Raw genomic sequence first — 16,086 nt, 5'->3', positions numbered from 1 at the left:
CGGACTACTCTGCCCGGTGCGCCCCGGAGCGGCCCCGACCGTCGCGGTCGTCCGGCTCGGTGCCCCCGTGGCTTTGGCTCTCCCGGGACCCCTTGTCCCAAGCTGGATCCTCCGGTGCAGGGGCCTTCTGCGTCCGGCCGTGGCTCCGGCGGAGGTTCCGCGCTCGTTCCACGTGCTCGCGGTACTTCTTGGCCTTCTTGTCACTCGCCTTGGTATCGCGCGCAGGCAGCTGGAGCTCCTCCTCGGCGGGCAGGCCGGCCTGCAGCTCGCGGCCCCGCTCCATCTCGCTGTCGAGCTCTGCGCCGAAGAGCAGGATCGCGTTCACGATCCAGATCCACAGCAGCATGATGATCACACCGGCCAGCGCACCGTACGTGGCGTTGTAGTTGCCGAAGTTCGCGACGTAGAAGAAGAAGCCCGCGGTCGCCAGCAGCGAGACCACGATGGCGACGATCGCACCGGTGCTCATCCACCGGAACTTCGGCTGCTTCACGTTCGGCGTCGCGTAGTAGAGGAGCGCGATGACGAACACGATGATGAACGCGAGCACGAACCACTTAGCGATGTTCCAGGCCGTGATCGCCACCGCGCCGAGCCCGATGGCGTTGCCCACCGCCTCGGCCACCGGGCCGGAGACCACGAGGATCGTCAGGGCCGCCGCCCCGAGCACCAGGATGAGAGCGGTCAGCAGATAGAGCTGCACGTTGACTTTGATGAAGCCCCGACCCTCGGGCACGTCATAGATGGAGTTCATCGCCCGGCCGAACGCCTTCACGTAGCTCGAGGCCGTCCACAGCGCGGCCAGCAGACCGATGATGAGACCGAGGCCGGGCGCGGGCGCCGTCAGGATCGACTCGAGGGCCGGGCGCACCGTGGTCCACGAACTCGACGGGACCGCGCCCTCCGCCTCGTCCAGGAACCTCGTGACGGTGTTCCCGCTCTGCCCGACCAGACTCAGGATCGAGACCAGCGCGATCAGGGCGGGGAAGATCGACAGGACGGTCCGGTAGGTCAGGCTGGCGGCGAGGTCCATGCATCCGTCCGCCGAGAACTCGCGCAGCGTCGATTTGAGGATGAAGCCCCAGGACGCCTTGGTGATCTCCCGGGGAGAATCCGGTTTCCGGTCGTCGTCCGGCGGCGGAGCGTCCGCAGGGTCCGTCGTGGCGTGGTCTCGGGGTCGGTCGGACATCGCAGGTGCCTTTCTCCAGAGTTCACTCGAGCAGGTTCGGGGCGAGGGTCAGTCGCCCGGCCACTCTCCGGTCACCTTCTCGAAGGCCCGGGCGCCGCCGCGGTCGACGACAGCCTTCACGAAGGCGAAAATGGCGCCTTGGATTGCCGACGCGAGGAGGATCTCGCGGAGCCCGTACTCCGACTGAAGGGCCGTCGGGGTCTCGTTCGCACTGCTGCCGGAGACCCGCTTCCAGACCTGCCGGAAGGCAGCTGTGGCCACCGCGCCACTGATCAGCCCGCTGATCAGACCTAGCGGCCGGTAGAGGATCTTCGCTGACTTGCTGGAATGCTTGTTGGTGGCCATCTCAAATTCCTTTCTCGTGGAGCTCCGGGTCACGCGTCAGCGGGCCTCGACGATCAGCGCCGGGCGCTCCGGATCAGGAGGACGACGACGGCGGCTGCGGCCGCGAGCGCGATCCATCCGTCCCGGTTCGGCTTGCCCCGCTCGTCGGTGAGGCGTTCCCTGGCCCGTTCCGAGTACTCGTGGACCTGGTGCTGCGCTTCCTCGACCCGCTCGGCCACTCGCTCCTTCGTCTCGTCCACCTGGTGCCGGGCGCGCGATTTCACGTCGAGCTTGCGGGAGAGGGCTTCCACCGTCTCCCCGACCTCGTGACGGGTCCGCTCGATGTCGGCCTCGATCTCCTCGGGCGTCGCGTCCTTGTCCGGCTCCGGGCGGGCGGTCCCCGCCCCGGGGTTCGACGACGTGGCCGACCCGACGGGCGGGGCCGCGTGCGGTGGCGCCGCGTGCGCGGTGGTTGCGTGTGCGGTGGTTGCGTCTGCGGTGGTTGCCTCGGTCATCCCGGAGGTCGCTCGATCAGGCGTGCTCATGGCGGCTGTGCTCCTTTACCTCTGCGACGTCGCGCTGGACGTTCGCCTTCGTCTTCTCCGGGGTGGGCGAGAGATTCTCGATCTTCTTCTTGCCCAGCAGTGCGGCAATGCCGGCGGCCGCGAACAGGACCACCGTGACGATCAGCGCCGCTGCCCACGCCGGCAGGACGAGAGCCAGGGCCAGGATGGCGGTGGTCACGAGCGCCGCGAACCCGAACCACGCGAGGATTCCGCCGGCACCGAGGAAACCGGCTCCCATCCCTCCCTGCTTGGTCTTGGCGGTCAGTTCGGCGCGGGCCAGTTTCAGTTCGTCCCGGACGAGGCGCGACGTCTGCTCCGAGAGTTGCGTCATCAATTCCGGAGTCGATGGCTCCGTGGAGTTATGCGGTTGGGTCATGGCGCTCCCCTTACTTCGTCGGCAGGCGGTCCAGCCGCTGCGGTCAGTAGAAATGAAGCTGTCAGTCCGGGATTCCCGCCCCCGGGCGTAGACCCAGACTCTCGTGGAGCCGGTGGTGTTTCAATCGAAAGATCCTGTGAACTCCGTAGAAAGTGCATCACCGGGCAGGACGGGCCCAGAACATGCCCCGAGCACGGCAGAGGAAGGGGCCGGCGGGGAACGCCCCCAAGCGACTCTCGCTCCCCGCCGGGCGCCGGCGGACGGACTGGCTGATGGCATGGCACGCGTTCAGCCAGCTCGCCGCACGGCGACTGTGAGATGGGAAGCCCCAACCCAAGACCGGGGCAACCCTCCGCAGCGGACATCGTCCGCTCTTTGGGCGAACGACGATCTCTACCACGATGCAACCGGGAAATGGTTGCAGGATCAAGTTACCGAGGGCGACCCACATCTTGGAGCACGACGGCGCCGCGACCAAAGCCTCCCGCCGAGTTGCCCGAGGTGTGCCCTAGAGCCAGCGTGGTGCAGGCGCCGGGGCGCCGCCGTTCCAGCCCTCGCCGGCGAACTGCAGTCGGTCCAGCGACTGCGCCCGCCCTGTCGCCCAAGCGGCGAGGTCGGGCAGCTCGCCGGTCACCACGGTGACGCCCGCGCCCGCCTCGGCATCGCCGTCGTCCGCCCCCGCAACTGTCGCCGGGGAGCCCGCCGGGCGCAGCCTCAGCCCCCGCGCCTCCTCGCGGTCGGACCACGCGGCCTCGACGTTGCGCAACAGCCGGGCGAGCACCGGCTCGGGCAGATCGCCGAAACCGGCGCCGCTATTGAGGTCGATCGCGTGCAGCCAGAGCTCGCGGGCGCGCATCCACACCGTGGTGGAGGCGGCGATCCCGGCGCCCTGCCGGGTCCGGACGCGGGCGCTCCAGGCGGCGTCGTCCATCCGCTGCCAGTGCTCGAGGAGCTGCTGGTGGGAATCCTCGTAGAGGAAGTGCAGGGACCCCGGATCGAGCGCGGCGCCGGCCTCGATGTCCGCATCGCGCGCCTCGGCGGAGGCGTACATGGGCGTCTCGACGCCGGTCTCCGCCCAGGTCATGAGGCGGGCCAGGGCGTAGGCGTTGTAGCCGACGTGCGCGACGACGTGCGCGCGCGTCCACCCGGGCAGGAGCGAGTCGCCGGCGAATTGCGAGTCGCGGAGCTCGTTCAGGCGCGCGTGGAAGTACGCGGCGGCCTCGGCGACGCCGGCGAGCTCGCGCAGGACATCCTCATCGGCGGTGCGGTAGGTCGGCTCGCTCATGGTCGGTGCCCTTCGGTCGGCGGTCGCAGTGACCTCAGCATGGCACACGAGTGGGACGGGCAGGCCGCGCGGGTACGACGACGGCGCAGCCACCGCGGGTCAGTCGCCCAGGCGCGGACTCAGTCGCCCAGGCGCGGACTCAGCCGCGCAGGCGGGGGCCCAGCCGCGCAGGCGAGGATTCAGTCGCGCGGGCGCGGGGCCGGGGTCCCGGGCGCGATGCGCTCCCACGTGTCGTCGTAAAGCGGTGCATTCCCGGGCCCGGCCTCGGCTGCTGGCTCCAGCCCCTCGGCGGCGGCCAGCCCCGGGTCCATCTCCTCCTCGGGGGTCCAGCCGGCGTCGCGCTGCTCGGCGGTGAAGCGCTGGTACTGCGCCTCGTAGAGCGCCCGGTACTTGGCCTCGGCGGCGGACTCGACCTCGGCCTGGTGCGCTGCGCGCTCGGCGTCGAGGTCGGCCTGCTCGGCGTCCAGGCGCGCTTGCTCCTGCGCCCGCTGCTCGGCGGCCTCGGCCCGCTTCTGGTACATGTGCACGGTCAGGTGCGTGATGGCGAGCAGCACCACCGGCGGCATGGCCGCGACCAGCGCGGAGACCACCGGCGGGATGCCGGACTGCGTGCTCTCGACCGTGAGGATCGCGTGCACGGAGTTCGCGGCCGTGGAGACGATCGCGCCGAAGAAGAGCAGCGACCACGGGTAGATCATGGCGCGGCGGTCGTGGCCGTTGAGCGCCACGATCGCGACGGTGGCGGCGACGATCATGCCGTCGACGATGATCGGCCAGATCCAGGCGAGGTGCGCCTCGATGCCGGACCGCTGCGCCAGATCGGTCAGGGCCGCGAAGGAGAGGATGAAGGCGCCGACGGCGATGACGACCGTGGCGCCGACGGCCGTCCAGAGAACTGCCTTGTGCGGCTCATTGGGGATCTTGGTGGTCTTCATGCGGCGGCGTGTCTCCTGGGAGTACGGGGTGACCAACGGTCTGGCCGGGCCGAACGGCCCTCGTGAATCCTATCCGCGTTCGGGATCGGACTCGGTGGCCCCCTGGGGGCTTCGACCGACTCCCCAGTGCAGTCGGCCGTCAGACGGCCCGCTTGGTCGCTGCTCCGGCGATGCGAAGAGCAGCCTGACGTCGGGACGAACCCCTGCATCGGCGAGAAGCTCCTCCATCTCCACACGCGAAGTACGCCTCTTCGGGTGATTGTCCAAGACACACGCATAGGCCAACGGCGCCTGCGTCCCGTTGACGTATTCGTGTTCGTCCAGTAAGTGCGACAACTTCTCGATGTCGGTGCGAATCGCCCGACGGTCCAAACCGTTCGCAGTCGAGACGCCAACCTTCAATTCTGAAACGACGGCGAGATGGCGCATGAGTCCGATTCCCGACAAGTCTGTCGATTTGGCCAGCTTATTCGCATAGTGAGGCAACATGATGCCCGGCTTCCGCATGACCACGATGTCAGGTTTCACCTCCGTGCGCGGACGGGGGCGCAACCTGAAACGGTCCTCATTGAAGATGGCCTCGCGGCCGACCCGGTCGAATCCGAACTGGCCGATCAAGTAATGCGCGAACCATGCTTGGAACGTCGGTTCGTTCGCCCACTGCCGACCACAGGAATGGGCGAAAACCGCCCAGGCTGCTTCGAATTTGGCATCAACGGCCTCCGCCTCCGGTTCCCAGATCTCCATGGGTGGGACGCTACCCGACCTCACTGCAGACACTTCTCCCCCGTGGTCAGGACCGAGTTGCCGCCCCCTCGCGCGCTCTGTAACGTGCCTCACATCGGACAACGTCGTCCGATGCGTCGGCTCGACGGCCCGCACACCCCGCGGAGCCGTGACGGCCGGCCCGCTTCAACGGCGAAGAGGATCAATGGACTTCACACCCACCGAGTCCCAGCAGCAACTGGCCGCGGCGGCTCGCAGGATCGCCGAGCGCATCGCCCCCGACTATGCCCAGCGCGAGCGTGACGCGCGGATCGAGCCCGAGCTGCGCCAGGAGATCGGCAGGCTGGGCCTCATCGCTCCCGAGCTCCCCGAGCGCTGGGGCGGCCGCGACGAGGAGCGGCTGACCTCCGGCATGATCACCGAGGAGATCGCGCGGGGCGACTTCAACGTCGCCTACCTGCAGATCATCGGCTCACTCGTGGGGCAGATCCTCGCCCACCACGCCCCGGAGGAGCTCGCCGGACGCTGGGTCCCGCGCATCACCTCGGGCGAGGGCATCGTCGCCATCGGGCTCTCGGAGCCCCAGGCCGGGTCCGACGCCGGCAGTCCCAAGCTGGCGGCCCGTCGCGACGGGTCCGACTGGGTGCTGAACGGGACCAAGTCGATGTCCTTCGCACTGCAGGCCGAGGCCACCGTGGTGTTCGCGAAGACGGATCCCGACGCCAGCCGCGGGCACGGGATCAGCGCGTTCCTGGTGGAGCTGGACGCGCCCGGCGTCGAGCTCGAGCGCTCCCCGGACATGGGGACCCGGGCCGTCTCCCGCGGCCTCGCCCACCTGACGGACGTGCGCGTCCCCGCCGAGCACCTGATCGGCGTGGAGGGCGAGGGATTCGTCCAGGTCATGCAGGGCTTCGACTACTCCCGGGCGCTCATCGGCCTGCAGTGCATCGGCCCGGCCGCCGCCTCGGTGGACGAGACCTGGGACTACACCCGCCAGCGCACCGCGTTCGACCACCCGCTGAGCAGTTTCCAGGGGGTCGCCTTCCCGCTCGCGGAGGCGGAGACGCTGCTGACCGCGGCGCGGCTCCTCTGCTACCAGACCCTGTGGCTGAAGGACCAGGGCCTGCCGCACACCGCCCAGGCGGCCATGTGCAAATGGTGGGCCCCCAAGACGGCCTACGACGTGATCAACCAGTGCCTGCTGCTCCACGGCCAGCTCGGGTACACCACCACGCTGCCCTTCGAGCAGCGGATGCGCGACGTCCTGGGGCTGCAGATCGGCGACGGCACCGCGCAGATCATGAAGATGGTGATCGCCCGCCAGAAGGTCGGGCGCGAGTTCGCCCCGTGAGCACAGGACCCCGACGGCCAGCAGCGCAGACCAGTCCCGGGAAGGGAGACAGCATGACCACCGAGAGCACCAGCACCCACCCCTCCGGCCGCGCCCCCTCGGCCACCGCCGCCTCCGGCAACGACTCGTCCGGCACCGAGCGGGTCGCCATCGTCACGGGCGCCGGTTCCGGCATCGGGCGCGGCATCGCGCACCGGCTCGCGGCGGCGGGCAACGTCGTCGTCATCGCCGACATCGACGAGGAGTCCGCGGCCCGCGTGGGCGAGGAGATCACCGCGGCCGGCGGCCGGGCATGGGGCGTCCGCGCCGACGTCACGCAGCGCGCGGACGTGGACGACGTCGTCGCGCGCGTCCGCGAGCGGTACGGCCGGATCGATGTGCTCGTCAACAACGCCGGCTGGGACCGGGTGGGCCCGTTCGTCGACTCCGACCCGGCGGACTGGGACCGGATCATCGGCATCAGCCTCTACGGCACGCTGCACTTCGCGCAGGCCGTGGTCCCGGTGATGGCGGAGCAGCGGCGGGAGGATCCGGACTTCGGCGGGCGGATCGTGAACATCGCGTCCGACGCCGGACGGGTCGGCTCCAGCGGCGAGGCCGTCTACTCGGCGGCGAAGGGCGGTGTCATCGCCTTCACGAAGACGCTCGCCCGGGAGGCCGCCCGGCACGGCATCACGGCGAACTGCGTCTGCCCGGGCCCGGCGGACACGCCCCTGTTCGAGCAGATCAGCGCGGACAGCCCGAAGCTCCGGGAGGCCCTGATCCGGGCCATCCCGATGCGGCGGCTGGCGCTGCCGGAGGATCTCGCGGCCGCCGTCGATTTCTTCGCGTCGCCGGACGCCGGCTACGTGACCGGCCAGACGCTCTCGGTCAGCGGCGGCCTGACCATGGCGTAGCGGCCCGGCCGCCTGCCCCGGTGACCTGCGTCTTCGCCGGCGGTAGCATCGGGCTATGATGCGGAGACTGGCGCTGCTGGACGACTATCAGGACGTCGCGCGCGACTGCGCCGACTGGGGCGAGCTCGCCGGCTGGGAGGTGCAGACGTTCCGCCGCCACGTGACCGGCCGCGAGCTGGTCGCCGAGTTGCAGGGGTTCGCCGCCGTCGTCGCGATGCGCGAGCGCACGGCCTTCGACCGGAGCCTCCTGGAGGAGCTCCCGGACCTCGAGCTCCTCGTCACGACCGGCGCGCGGAACGCCTCGATCGACGTCGCCGCCGCGAACGACCTCGGGATCACCGTCTGCGGCACCGGCTCCTCCCCCACGGCCGCCCCGGAGCTGACGTGGGCGCTGCTGATGGCCGCCGTCCGGGACATCCCCGGCCAGCAGGAGGCGCTGCGCGAGGGCGGCTGGCAGACCGGCGTCGGCACCGAGCTCGCCGGGAAGACTCTGGGAATCCTCGGGCTCGGGAGGATCGGCACGCGCCTGGCGGCCTACGCCCGCGTCTTCGAGATGGACGTCCTCGCCTGGAGCGAGAACCTCACGGCCGCGCGGGCGGACGCCGCCGGGGCGCGCCTGGTGGACCAGGCGGGACTGTTCGCCGAGTCGGACATCGTCGCCATCACCACGCGCCTCTCCGACCGGACCCGGGGCCTTGTCGGCCGCGCCGAGCTCGAGGCGCTCGGCCCCGACGGCCTCCTGGTCAACACCTCCCGCGCCGGCATCGTGGACACCGACGCCCTCATCGCCGCGCTCGAGGAGGGCACCCTCGGCGGCGCCGCCTTGGACGTGTACGACGACGAACCGCTCCAGCCCGGGCATCAGCTCCTCGAGGCGCCGCGCGCCCTCCTGACGCCACACCTCGGCTACGTCACGCGGGAGCAGTACCGGATCTTCTACCAGGACGCCCTCGAGGACGTACGGGCCTGGACCGACGGGCGGCCCGTCCGGGTCCTCACGCCCTGAGCGGATCGCCGCCGAGCCAGCGGAGCACGGCGTCCCGGTCGGCGTCGAGCCGCGGCGGCGCGCCCGCATGGCTGACCGGCGTGCGGGAGAACGTGGCCGGGTTCCGGATGGTCGGGATCCGTCGGCCGTCGTCGTCCGGCACAGCCCCGCCGGTCTCCACGACCGGGCCGAGCCCGAGACTCTCCGCGAGCTCGACGCCGCCGGCGATCGAGAGGATCGGGGCGCAGGGGACCTGCGCGGCCCGCAGCGCCCCGAACCACTCCTCCGCGCCGCGCCGCGCCAGCCGCTCGGCGAGCAGCGGACGCAGCTCCTCCCGGTGGACGCTGCGCGCGTGGGACGTCGCGAAGCGCTCGTCCCCGGCCACGGCGTCGAGCCCCAGCACCGTGCACAGCCGGCGGAACTGGGCATCGTTGCCGACCGCGATCACGAGCCGTCCGTCCCGGGCCGCGAAGGGGCCGTAGGGGAAGAGACTCGGATGGTCGTTGCCCATCCGGTGCGGCACGTGCCCGCCGGCGACGAACGCCGACGCCTGGTTCACCAGTCCGGACAGCGCGGAGGTCAGCAGGTCGAACTCGACGTGCTGGCCACGGCCCGACTCCCGGCTCTCGAGGTACGCGGCGAGGGTGCCGACGGCGGCATGCAGGCCGGTCACGACGTCGAAGAGCGCGACGCCGGCCCGCATCGGCTCGCCCTCCGCCTCACCCGTGACGGACATGAATCCGGACGCGGCCTGGGCGAGCAGGTCGTACCCGGGCAGCCCGGCCCCGGCGCCGGTCCCGAACCCGGTGATCGACGTGTAGACCAGGCCCGGATGCCGGTCCGCGAGCGTCGCGTAGTCGAGCCCGTGCCGGGCGAGGGTGCCGGGCCGGAAGTTCTCGACGAGGATGTCGGCCCGGGCGATGATCGCGTCGAGGACGCGCCGGTCCTCCGGGTCCGCGAAGTCCAGGGCGATCGAGCGCTTGTTCCGGTTGGCCGCGAGGAAGTAGGTGCTCTCGCCGTCGCGCTCGGGCGGGGACCAGGCCCGTGTGTCGTCGCCGCGGGGGCTCTCCACCTTGATGACCGTGGCGCCCATGTCGGCCAGGAGCATGGTGGCGTAGGGCCCGGCGAGGACCCGGCTCAGGTCGGCCACGACGACGCCGGCCAGCGGCCCGGTGCGTCCGGCTCCGTCCTGCCCGGGGGACTCCTGTTCGAGGGCCTCCCGTCCGGGGGCGTCGGCTCCGGGCCCTCGCCCCTCTTGGCCGAGCTGCTCCTGGGGCATCGTGGTTCTCCTTCGTCGGGGGCTGCAGCCCATCCTGTCCGGTTCGGCGGCTAAGCTGAAATACCGAATCCAGCCGCGATTGATACCTGCACAACATCTATCGCCGTACTGATTCCCCCGGGGCCCGCCATCGGAGATGCTGACTGAGCATCCCCAGGATGCAGCCCACTGGAAACGCTCGAGAAGGGACCCCCATGACCGCGACCGCCCTCACCGGCTCGCCGCTGGCCGCGATGCTCGAATGCCCGTCGGCCTTCAGCGACGAGGAGCTGGCCCGCCGGGACACGGTCCGGGAGTTCGTGGACCGCCGGGTCCGCCCGGGCATCGCCGCCTGGTACGAGTCGGCGCACTTCCCGGTCGAGCTGGTCCCCGAGTTCGCGGAGCTGGGACTGCTGGGGATGCACCTCCAGGGTTACGGCTGTGCGGGCCGCACCGCCGTCGACTACGGCCTGGCCATGCAGGAGCTGGAGGCCGGCGACTCGGGCCTGCGCACCTTCGTCTCGGTGCAGGGATCGCTGGCGATGACCGCGATCCACCACCACGGCTCCGAGGAGCAGAAGTCGCGGTGGCTGCCCGGCATGGCCCGCGGCGAGACCATCGGCTGCTTCGCCCTGACGGAACCGGCCGCCGGCTCGGACCCCGGCGCCATGACGACGACGGCCGTCGAGTCCGGCGGCGAGTGGGTCCTCAACGGGTCCAAGCGGTGGATCGGCCTGGCGACGATCGCCGACGTCGCGATCGTCTGGGCGAAGGCCGCGGTCGACGGCGGACGCGAACGCGTGCGCGGCTTCATCGTCCCGACGGACACCCCCGGCTTCGTCGCCCGGGCGATCGAGCCGAAGCTGTCGATGCGGGCGTCGGTCCAGTGCGACGTCGAACTGACGGACGTGCGCCTGCCCCTCGACGCGCTGCTGCCGGAGAACGCTGGGCTGGCCGGACCGCTGGCGTGCCTGGACGAGGCCCGCTACGGGATCGTCTGGGGTGCGGTCGGCGCGGCCCGCGACGCCCTGACGCAGGCGGCCGACTACGCGCAGGAGCGCAGCCCGTTCGGCCAACCGCTCGCGTCCTACCAGCTGACGCAGCGCAAGCTCGTGGACCTGGCCCTGGAGGTGCAGAAGGCGCAGCTGCTGGCCGTGCACCTGGGCCGGCTCAAGGACGCGGGCGCCCTCCCGACGCCCCTCATCTCCTCGGGCAAGCTCAACAACTGCCGGACCGCGATCGAGGTGTGCCGCGAGGCCCGCACGATCCTCGGCGGCAACGGGGTCACGCTGGACTACTCGCCCCTGCGCCACGCGAACAACCTGGAGTCGGTCCGGACCTACGAGGGCACGGACGAGATCCACACGCTCATCCTGGGCCAGTACCTGACCGGGCACAACGCCTTCCGGCCCGGCACCCGGTAGGGGCGGCCGGCACCATGGAAGTCCAGCAGGCCAGGGCGTTCCTGGCGGTCGCCGAGCACCTGCACTTCGGGCGGGCCGCCCTCTCCCTCCACATGGCCCAGCCGCCACTGAGCCGGCTCGTCCGCCGGCTCGAGGCGCAGCTGGGGGCCGACCTGTTCGAGCGCAGCACGCGTCACGTCGCGCTCACCCCGCAGGGGACGGCGCTGCTCGAACCGGCCCGGGAGCTGGTGCGGCTCTCGGAGTCCATGGCCGGGATCGTCCGGGAGAGCCTGGACGGCTCCACGGGCCGCGTCGCCCTGGGGTTCGCGGGCGGCTCGGTCAACGATCTGGTCGGCGACCTCGCCCGCGACGTGCGGGCCCGGCGGCCCGGCATCGATCTGGAGCTGCACAGCGCGCAGTTCTCCCACGTCGGGCTCGAGCGGGTCCTCTCCGGCGACCTGGACCTGGTGCTCGGGCGCTGGGACCACCTGCCGCCCGCCGTCGACTCCCGGCTGGTCGCCACCGAGCGGCTCCTGGTGGCGCTGCCGGAGGGGCACCGGCTCGCCGAGCACGACGCCGTCCGGCCCGCCGACCTGGCCGAGGAGGCGTGGATCGTCCTGCCGGGCGGAGCGCGGGGCACGCTGACCAACCGGATGCACACGCTCGCGCTCAACGCCGGATTCGTGCCGCGGAAGGTCCAGACCGCGCCGGACTCGTGGACGATCATGGTCCTGGTCGGCGCGCGCATGGGCGTCTCGCTGACGCTCTCCAGCGTCCGGGAGCACACGCCGGCGCCGGGCGTGGTCTTCCGGCCGCTCACCCCGGAGCCGGACCCGGTGGAGGTGCGGATGATCTGGCGCCGGGACAGCACGGACGCCGCGCTCGCCGCCGTCGTCGACCTCTCCCGCGAGACGCTGCCGACACCCGAGGACTGAGGACCGGTCCTGGCCGCCGAGGCGTCCGGACCCTGAGAGCCGTCCTGGCATCGCGACCTGCGCCGGCGACTCTCACCCGGACGCACGTCGCCGCCTACGCTCTTCGGCCCGTGCGGCCGGGACATCAGGACGTGAAGGTCGCCCCGCCGTCGTCGGAGTGCACGACGGCGTTCCCGACCGCCGCCCACACGTGCAGCTCCCCGTCGCGGACCTCGGCGGCCAGGGCACCCGGCTGCTCGCCCGCGTCGCCGGCCTTCTCCCAGGTGCGCCCGGCGTCCCGGCTGACGTGCACCACGCCGTCGGGCGCGATCCCGACCGCCGTGTCCGGGGCGGCGAACGCGACGTACTGCAGGACGGGTCCACCCGCGGGCTCGGACCAGGTCAGCCCGGCATCGTCGGAGCGCCAGACGCCGGTCTGCGTGGTGGCGAGGACGGCCGGTCCGCCGGGGTGCCCGGCGAGCGCGAAGGCGTCCGGCCCCTCGACCTCCGTCCAGCTCTGGCCGTCCTCGGTGCGCACGAGCGAGCCGTCGAAGCCGATGACCGCGCCGGAGGCGGCGGTCAGGGCGTGGAAGTCGGACTGCCCGGTGCGGGAGAGCGGCTCCCAGGTGGCGCCGCCGTCGTCCGAGCGGAGGAGCCCGACGGGGTTCGGCAGAGCGGTCCCGGCCCCGGGGTGTCCGGACGCGTAGAGCACGTCCGCTCCGGCGGTGAAGCCCATGAGGTCGATGAGCGGTCCGCGCGGCTCCGGACCGCTGCCGTCGGGCATGAGCCCGTCGGCTCCGACGCCGTCGAGCCCGCCGACGAACAGCCCGTGGTGGCTGGCGGTCAGCAGGTCCTCGCCGTCCGGGTGGAGGCCGTGGATGTGCCCCAGATCGGCCGCGCCGTGCTGTCCGCCCTCGCTCTGCGGGTCGCCGGGGCCGGCTTGCCCAGGGGCCTCCTCCGGGCGGGCGGAGGCTGCGGCGGAGCCGGCGGGCGCGGTGGTGCCGGCAGGGTCACGGGTGTCGGCGGGGTCGGCGGCCGGTGTGCAGGCCGTCAGCAGGAGGGCGATGAGCGCGGCGGTGGGAGCCAGCGCGCGGGCAGGGGTGGGTGAGGTCTTCATGGTGGTCCTTGCGGTCGTCTCGGCGTGGGTCTGCGCCGCCCCTAGCCGGGCGGCCCGGTGCCGGACTACGTCCTGCTGATCCCGAGCGCGGTCAACGACGGCGGCCGCGGGACCCGCGGCACGGCGCTCCAGGCGCGCGGCGGTGCGGGGAGCGCCAGACCGGGCGAGAGCCGGCGCGGCCGGGCGAGCGCAGCGGCCGCGGCGACGGCGACCGCAGCCATCGTGCAGAGGAGCGCCGCGGCCGAGGCCCCGGAGGCGCAGTCCGGCCCGCACCCGGGGTGCGCGTCGACGTCGGCGACGACTGCTGCTGCGGAGGACAGCGGGCCGTGCACGCCGACGGCGGCCTGCGGCGCGTGCCGCGGGCCGCCGTCGGCGGTAAGGGCGTGCCCGAGGCACGCGACGAGGAAGGAGGAGAGGACCGCGACGAGGAGGAGTGCGGGCAGCGGGCGCTGCCGGCGCGGGCTGTGTCGCATGCGGCCTCCCTCGGCGGTCCGCTTCGATCCTACCGCTCGGGTCCTACCGCTCGAGCTTGGTGGCCAGCTCCTTCTCCTGGACGAACATCAGCAGCACGAAGGCCACGATCGCCAGCGGCGCGATCCACAGGTAGAGCGGGATCAACGCGTGGTTGTACGCCTCGATGATCATCGTGTGCACCGGCTCCGGCAGCGAGGCCACGAGCGCCGGCGTCAGCGAGTTGCCGGAGGCCCCGGCGGAGAGCGCATCGGCCGGCAGCGTCGTGGCGAGCTCGTTGGTCAGGCGCGTGGCGAACAGCGAGCCGACCACGGCGGAGCCGAGCGTGGCGCCGACCTGCCGGAAGTAGTTCGACGACGCCGTGGCCGTGCCGACGAACCGCAGCGGGAAGGAGTTCTGCGCCACCAGCGTGAGGTTCTGCATGGTGGAGCCGAGCCCGACGCCCATCACGCCGAGGAAGATGCAGATCACGTAGACCGGTGTGTCGGCATGGATGGTGGCCAGCCCGGCCAGGCCGAGCCCGATGATCAACGTGCCGATCACCATGATGGTCTTGTAGCGCCCGGTGGTGGAGACCCGGCGGCCCATGAGGATGGACGTGGTGAGCATGCAGCCCATCATCGGGATCATCAGCAGGCCGGCCTCGGTGGGGCCGAACCCGGTGACCATCTGCAGGTAGGTCGGCATGTAGCCGAGGGCGCCGAACATCATGATCCCGACGGCGAGGCCGGCGATGGTGGTGAGGTTGAAGTTGCGGTTCCGGAAGAGCGAGAGGGGCATGACGGGCTCGGCGACGCGCGTCTCCACCCACACGAACAGGACGACGGCGACGACCGCTCCGACGATCAGGCCGAGGATCACCGGATCGGTCCACGCGTACGTCCCGCCGCCCCAGGTGGCCACGAGGACGATCGCGCTGGTCGCGGCCGCGAGGAGCGCCATGCCGAAGTAGTCGATCCGGCCGCGGCCCTCGGGCTCCGGCTTGGGCAGGTGGATCAGGAGCGCGGCGGCGATGATCGCGAGGATCCCGAGCGGGACGTTCATCCAGAAGGCCCAGCGCCAGCCGGGGCCCTCGGTGAGCCAGCCGCCCAGGAGCGGGCCGGCCACGGAGGAGAGCGCGAAGACGCCGCCCATGATGCCCATGTACTTGCCGCGCTCGCGGGCGGGGACCACGTCGGCGATGATCGCCTGGGACAGGATCATCAGCCCGCCGCCGCCGACACCCTGGATGGCGCGGGCCGCGATGAGGAGGTCCATGTCGCCGGCGAGCGCGCCGACCACGGAACCGCCGACGAAGAGCGCGATCGCCCCCAGCAGCAGGTTCTTGCGCCCGAACATGTCGCCGAGCTTGCCGTAGACCGGCATCATGACGGTCGAGGCCAGGATGAACGCGGTGATGACCCACGCCATGTGCTCGACGCCGTCGAGCTCGCCCACCATCGTGGGCAGCGCCGTCGAGAGGACCGTCTGGTTCAGCGAGGACAGCAGCATCGAGACGATCAGGGCCCCGAAGATCATGCCGAGGTGCTGCTGGCGGCTGCGCTCGGGCCGGGGCCGTTCGGTGGTGGTCGCTGTCCGGGTCATGCGGTCTCCTCGGGGGTCTGGTCGGTCGGTGCGGCGGTGCCCGCGACGGCGATGCTCCGGAAGAGCGCGACGGCGTCGGTCAGGTAGCCGTCGAGGTTCTCCGGCCCCTCGTGCTGGTAGCGGGAGATCGCGAACCGAGTGATGGCGCCAGCGAGGACGAGCAGCGCCCGGCCGGCGTCGCCGTCGTACTCGCCGTCGGCGCGGACCGCCTCGGCGACCTGGCGCTCGATGTCCGCGACGAGGCGGACGGACCGGTCGCGCAGCTCTGGGTGCTTGCGCACCAGCTCGCGGCGGCGCACGAACGAGCCGTCCAGGGAGGCGAGGGCCAGCGTCCCGGCCAGGAGACGGACCGCTCGGGTGAGCAGGTCCTCTCCCCCGGTCCGGAACGCCTCGAGGTCCCCGGGGTCGATCGCGGGCGGGCGGACGCCCAGGATGGCGTCCTCCTTGGTCGCGAAGTAGTTGAAGAAGGTGCGGCGGGAGATTCCGGCCCGCTCGGCGACCACGTCGATCGTCACGGCGGCGGGGCCGGCCTCCGCGGCGATGGCGTAGGCCTCGTCGTGGATGGCCTTCCACGTGTCGCGGCGGTGGCGCTCCCGCCGGGAGCACTCGTCAATTTGATTGCTTTCCACAACTAACAATTTATTGCACGGGTGCAAACTTGCACAAGTGCAACCCGGCGTGATTCCGGCCACCGGCTCGATGTGCT

General features: G+C 71.7%; 17 protein-coding genes. 5 read left to right on the top strand and 12 right to left on the bottom strand.

What is annotated here, in order from left to right; translation table 11 throughout:
* Window positions 1–4: 4 nt before the first annotated feature.
* From RIN46_RS08325 to RIN46_RS08295, 7 genes are all read right to left on the bottom strand, one after another.
* On the bottom strand, window positions 5–1,189 hold the full coding sequence (locus RIN46_RS08325; RefSeq protein WP_309081661.1) for a YihY/virulence factor BrkB family protein: 1,185 nt from the start codon (window positions 1,187–1,189) through the stop codon (window positions 5–7).
* 48 nt (window positions 1,190–1,237) lie between these two features.
* Entirely contained in the window at window positions 1,238–1,534 is a 297-nt protein-coding gene (locus RIN46_RS08320; RefSeq protein WP_309081660.1) for a DUF4235 domain-containing protein, read from the bottom strand.
* Window positions 1,535–1,587: 53 nt separating this feature from the next.
* Complete coding sequence (locus tag RIN46_RS08315) at window positions 1,588–2,058, bottom strand: DUF3618 domain-containing protein (RefSeq protein ID WP_309081659.1); 471 nt, start codon at window positions 2,056–2,058, stop codon at window positions 1,588–1,590.
* Window positions 2,045–2,410, bottom strand: a complete 366-nt coding sequence (locus RIN46_RS08310) for a phage holin family protein (protein ID WP_309081658.1) — start codon at window positions 2,408–2,410, stop codon at window positions 2,045–2,047. Before RIN46_RS08310 ends, RIN46_RS08315 begins: the two co-directional genes overlap by 14 nt.
* Before the next feature lie 553 nt (window positions 2,411–2,963).
* On the bottom strand, window positions 2,964–3,740 hold the full coding sequence (locus RIN46_RS08305) for a maleylpyruvate isomerase family mycothiol-dependent enzyme (protein ID WP_309081657.1): 777 nt from the start codon (window positions 3,738–3,740) through the stop codon (window positions 2,964–2,966).
* Window positions 3,741–3,919: 179 nt separating this feature from the next.
* Window positions 3,920–4,675, bottom strand: a complete 756-nt coding sequence (locus tag RIN46_RS08300; RefSeq protein WP_309081656.1) for a DUF2637 domain-containing protein — start codon at window positions 4,673–4,675, stop codon at window positions 3,920–3,922.
* 69 nt (window positions 4,676–4,744) lie between these two features.
* Window positions 4,745–5,422: a hypothetical protein gene (locus RIN46_RS08295; protein ID WP_309081655.1), complete on the bottom strand. Its 678-nt coding sequence runs from the start codon at window positions 5,420–5,422 to the stop codon at window positions 4,745–4,747.
* Between the two features lie 184 nt (window positions 5,423–5,606).
* Between RIN46_RS08295 and RIN46_RS08290 the strand changes: the two genes are divergently transcribed.
* From RIN46_RS08290 to RIN46_RS08280, 3 genes are read left to right on the top strand one after another with little or no spacing between them, the layout of a single operon-like run.
* Window positions 5,607–6,752 (top strand): acyl-CoA dehydrogenase family protein, encoded by a 1,146-nt coding sequence (locus RIN46_RS08290; RefSeq protein WP_309081654.1) that lies wholly within the window; start codon window positions 5,607–5,609, stop codon window positions 6,750–6,752.
* Window positions 6,753–6,805: 53 nt separating this feature from the next.
* Complete coding sequence (locus RIN46_RS08285) at window positions 6,806–7,648, top strand: 3-oxoacyl-ACP reductase family protein (RefSeq protein ID WP_309081653.1); 843 nt, start codon at window positions 6,806–6,808, stop codon at window positions 7,646–7,648.
* Window positions 7,649–7,703: 55 nt separating this feature from the next.
* Window positions 7,704–8,654: a D-2-hydroxyacid dehydrogenase family protein gene (locus RIN46_RS08280; RefSeq protein ID WP_309081652.1), complete on the top strand. Its 951-nt coding sequence runs from the start codon at window positions 7,704–7,706 to the stop codon at window positions 8,652–8,654.
* On the opposite strand, the gene RIN46_RS08275 is transcribed toward RIN46_RS08280, so the two are convergent.
* Complete coding sequence (locus RIN46_RS08275; protein ID WP_309081651.1) at window positions 8,644–9,912, bottom strand: CoA transferase; 1,269 nt, start codon at window positions 9,910–9,912, stop codon at window positions 8,644–8,646. The genes RIN46_RS08280 and RIN46_RS08275 overlap by 11 nt on opposite strands.
* Window positions 9,913–10,106: 194 nt before the next feature.
* On the opposite strand from RIN46_RS08275, the gene RIN46_RS08270 reads away from it, so the two are divergent.
* Both RIN46_RS08270 and RIN46_RS08265 read left to right on the top strand, forming a co-directional pair.
* The gene (locus RIN46_RS08270) at window positions 10,107–11,315 is read left to right on the top strand and encodes an acyl-CoA dehydrogenase family protein (RefSeq protein WP_309081650.1); all 1,209 of its coding nucleotides are present in this window, start codon (window positions 10,107–10,109) and stop codon (window positions 11,313–11,315) included.
* Between the two features lie 14 nt (window positions 11,316–11,329).
* Window positions 11,330–12,229, top strand: a complete 900-nt coding sequence (locus tag RIN46_RS08265; RefSeq protein ID WP_309081649.1) for a LysR family transcriptional regulator — start codon at window positions 11,330–11,332, stop codon at window positions 12,227–12,229.
* 124 nt (window positions 12,230–12,353) lie between these two features.
* Here RIN46_RS08265 and RIN46_RS08260 read toward each other — a convergent pair whose 3' ends face one another.
* The 4 genes from RIN46_RS08260 to RIN46_RS08245 all read right to left on the bottom strand — a co-directional run bounded on the left by RIN46_RS08260 (window position 12,354) and on the right by RIN46_RS08245 (window position 16,009).
* Window positions 12,354–13,325, bottom strand: a complete 972-nt coding sequence (locus RIN46_RS08260; protein WP_309081648.1) for a F510_1955 family glycosylhydrolase — start codon at window positions 13,323–13,325, stop codon at window positions 12,354–12,356.
* 65 nt (window positions 13,326–13,390) lie between these two features.
* Window positions 13,391–13,798: a hypothetical protein gene (locus RIN46_RS08255; protein WP_309081647.1), complete on the bottom strand. Its 408-nt coding sequence runs from the start codon at window positions 13,796–13,798 to the stop codon at window positions 13,391–13,393.
* A 43-nt stretch (window positions 13,799–13,841) separates the two neighbouring features.
* On the bottom strand, window positions 13,842–15,380 hold the full coding sequence (locus RIN46_RS08250; protein WP_309081646.1) for an MDR family MFS transporter: 1,539 nt from the start codon (window positions 15,378–15,380) through the stop codon (window positions 13,842–13,844).
* On the bottom strand, window positions 15,377–16,009 hold the full coding sequence (locus RIN46_RS08245) for a TetR/AcrR family transcriptional regulator (protein ID WP_309081645.1): 633 nt from the start codon (window positions 16,007–16,009) through the stop codon (window positions 15,377–15,379). Before RIN46_RS08245 ends, RIN46_RS08250 begins: the two co-directional genes overlap by 4 nt.
* Window positions 16,010–16,086 lie beyond the last annotated feature (77 nt).

Origin of the sequence: Zhihengliuella sp. (assembly GCF_031178195.1) — a bacterium.
Taxonomy (GTDB): domain Bacteria; phylum Actinomycetota; class Actinomycetes; order Actinomycetales; family Micrococcaceae; genus Zhihengliuella.
This window is presented reverse-complemented; position numbering and strand designations above follow the sequence as displayed.

Bases quoted from the DNA above. Each gene is read 5' to 3' on its own strand.
- RIN46_RS08305 (WP_309081657.1), bottom strand. From the start codon at position 3,740: ATGAGCGAGCCGACCTACCGCACCGCCGATGAGGATGTCCTGCGCGAG.
- RIN46_RS08275 (WP_309081651.1), bottom strand. From the start codon at position 9,912: ATGCCCCAGGAGCAGCTCGGCCAAGAGGGGCGAGGGCCCGGAGCCGAC.
- RIN46_RS08285 (WP_309081653.1), top strand. From the start codon at position 6,806: ATGACCACCGAGAGCACCAGCACCCACCCCTCCGGCCGCGCCCCCTCG.
- RIN46_RS08270 (WP_309081650.1), top strand. From the start codon at position 10,107: ATGACCGCGACCGCCCTCACCGGCTCGCCGCTGGCCGCGATGCTCGAA.
- RIN46_RS08265 (WP_309081649.1), top strand. From the start codon at position 11,330: ATGGAAGTCCAGCAGGCCAGGGCGTTCCTGGCGGTCGCCGAGCACCTG.
- RIN46_RS08315 (WP_309081659.1), bottom strand. From the start codon at position 2,058: ATGAGCACGCCTGATCGAGCGACCTCCGGGATGACCGAGGCAACCACC.
- RIN46_RS08325 (WP_309081661.1), bottom strand. From the start codon at position 1,189: ATGTCCGACCGACCCCGAGACCACGCCACGACGGACCCTGCGGACGCT.
- RIN46_RS08310 (WP_309081658.1), bottom strand. From the start codon at position 2,410: ATGACGCAACTCTCGGAGCAGACGTCGCGCCTCGTCCGGGACGAACTG.
- RIN46_RS08290 (WP_309081654.1), top strand. From the start codon at position 5,607: ATGGACTTCACACCCACCGAGTCCCAGCAGCAACTGGCCGCGGCGGCT.
- RIN46_RS08295 (WP_309081655.1), bottom strand. From the start codon at position 5,422: ATGGAGATCTGGGAACCGGAGGCGGAGGCCGTTGATGCCAAATTCGAA.
- RIN46_RS08260 (WP_309081648.1), bottom strand. From the start codon at position 13,325: ATGAAGACCTCACCCACCCCTGCCCGCGCGCTGGCTCCCACCGCCGCG.
- RIN46_RS08255 (WP_309081647.1), bottom strand. From the start codon at position 13,798: ATGCGACACAGCCCGCGCCGGCAGCGCCCGCTGCCCGCACTCCTCCTC.
- RIN46_RS08280 (WP_309081652.1), top strand. From the start codon at position 7,704: ATGATGCGGAGACTGGCGCTGCTGGACGACTATCAGGACGTCGCGCGC.
- RIN46_RS08300 (WP_309081656.1), bottom strand. From the start codon at position 4,675: ATGAAGACCACCAAGATCCCCAATGAGCCGCACAAGGCAGTTCTCTGG.
- RIN46_RS08320 (WP_309081660.1), bottom strand. From the start codon at position 1,534: ATGGCCACCAACAAGCATTCCAGCAAGTCAGCGAAGATCCTCTACCGG.
- RIN46_RS08250 (WP_309081646.1), bottom strand. From the start codon at position 15,380: ATGACCCGGACAGCGACCACCACCGAACGGCCCCGGCCCGAGCGCAGC.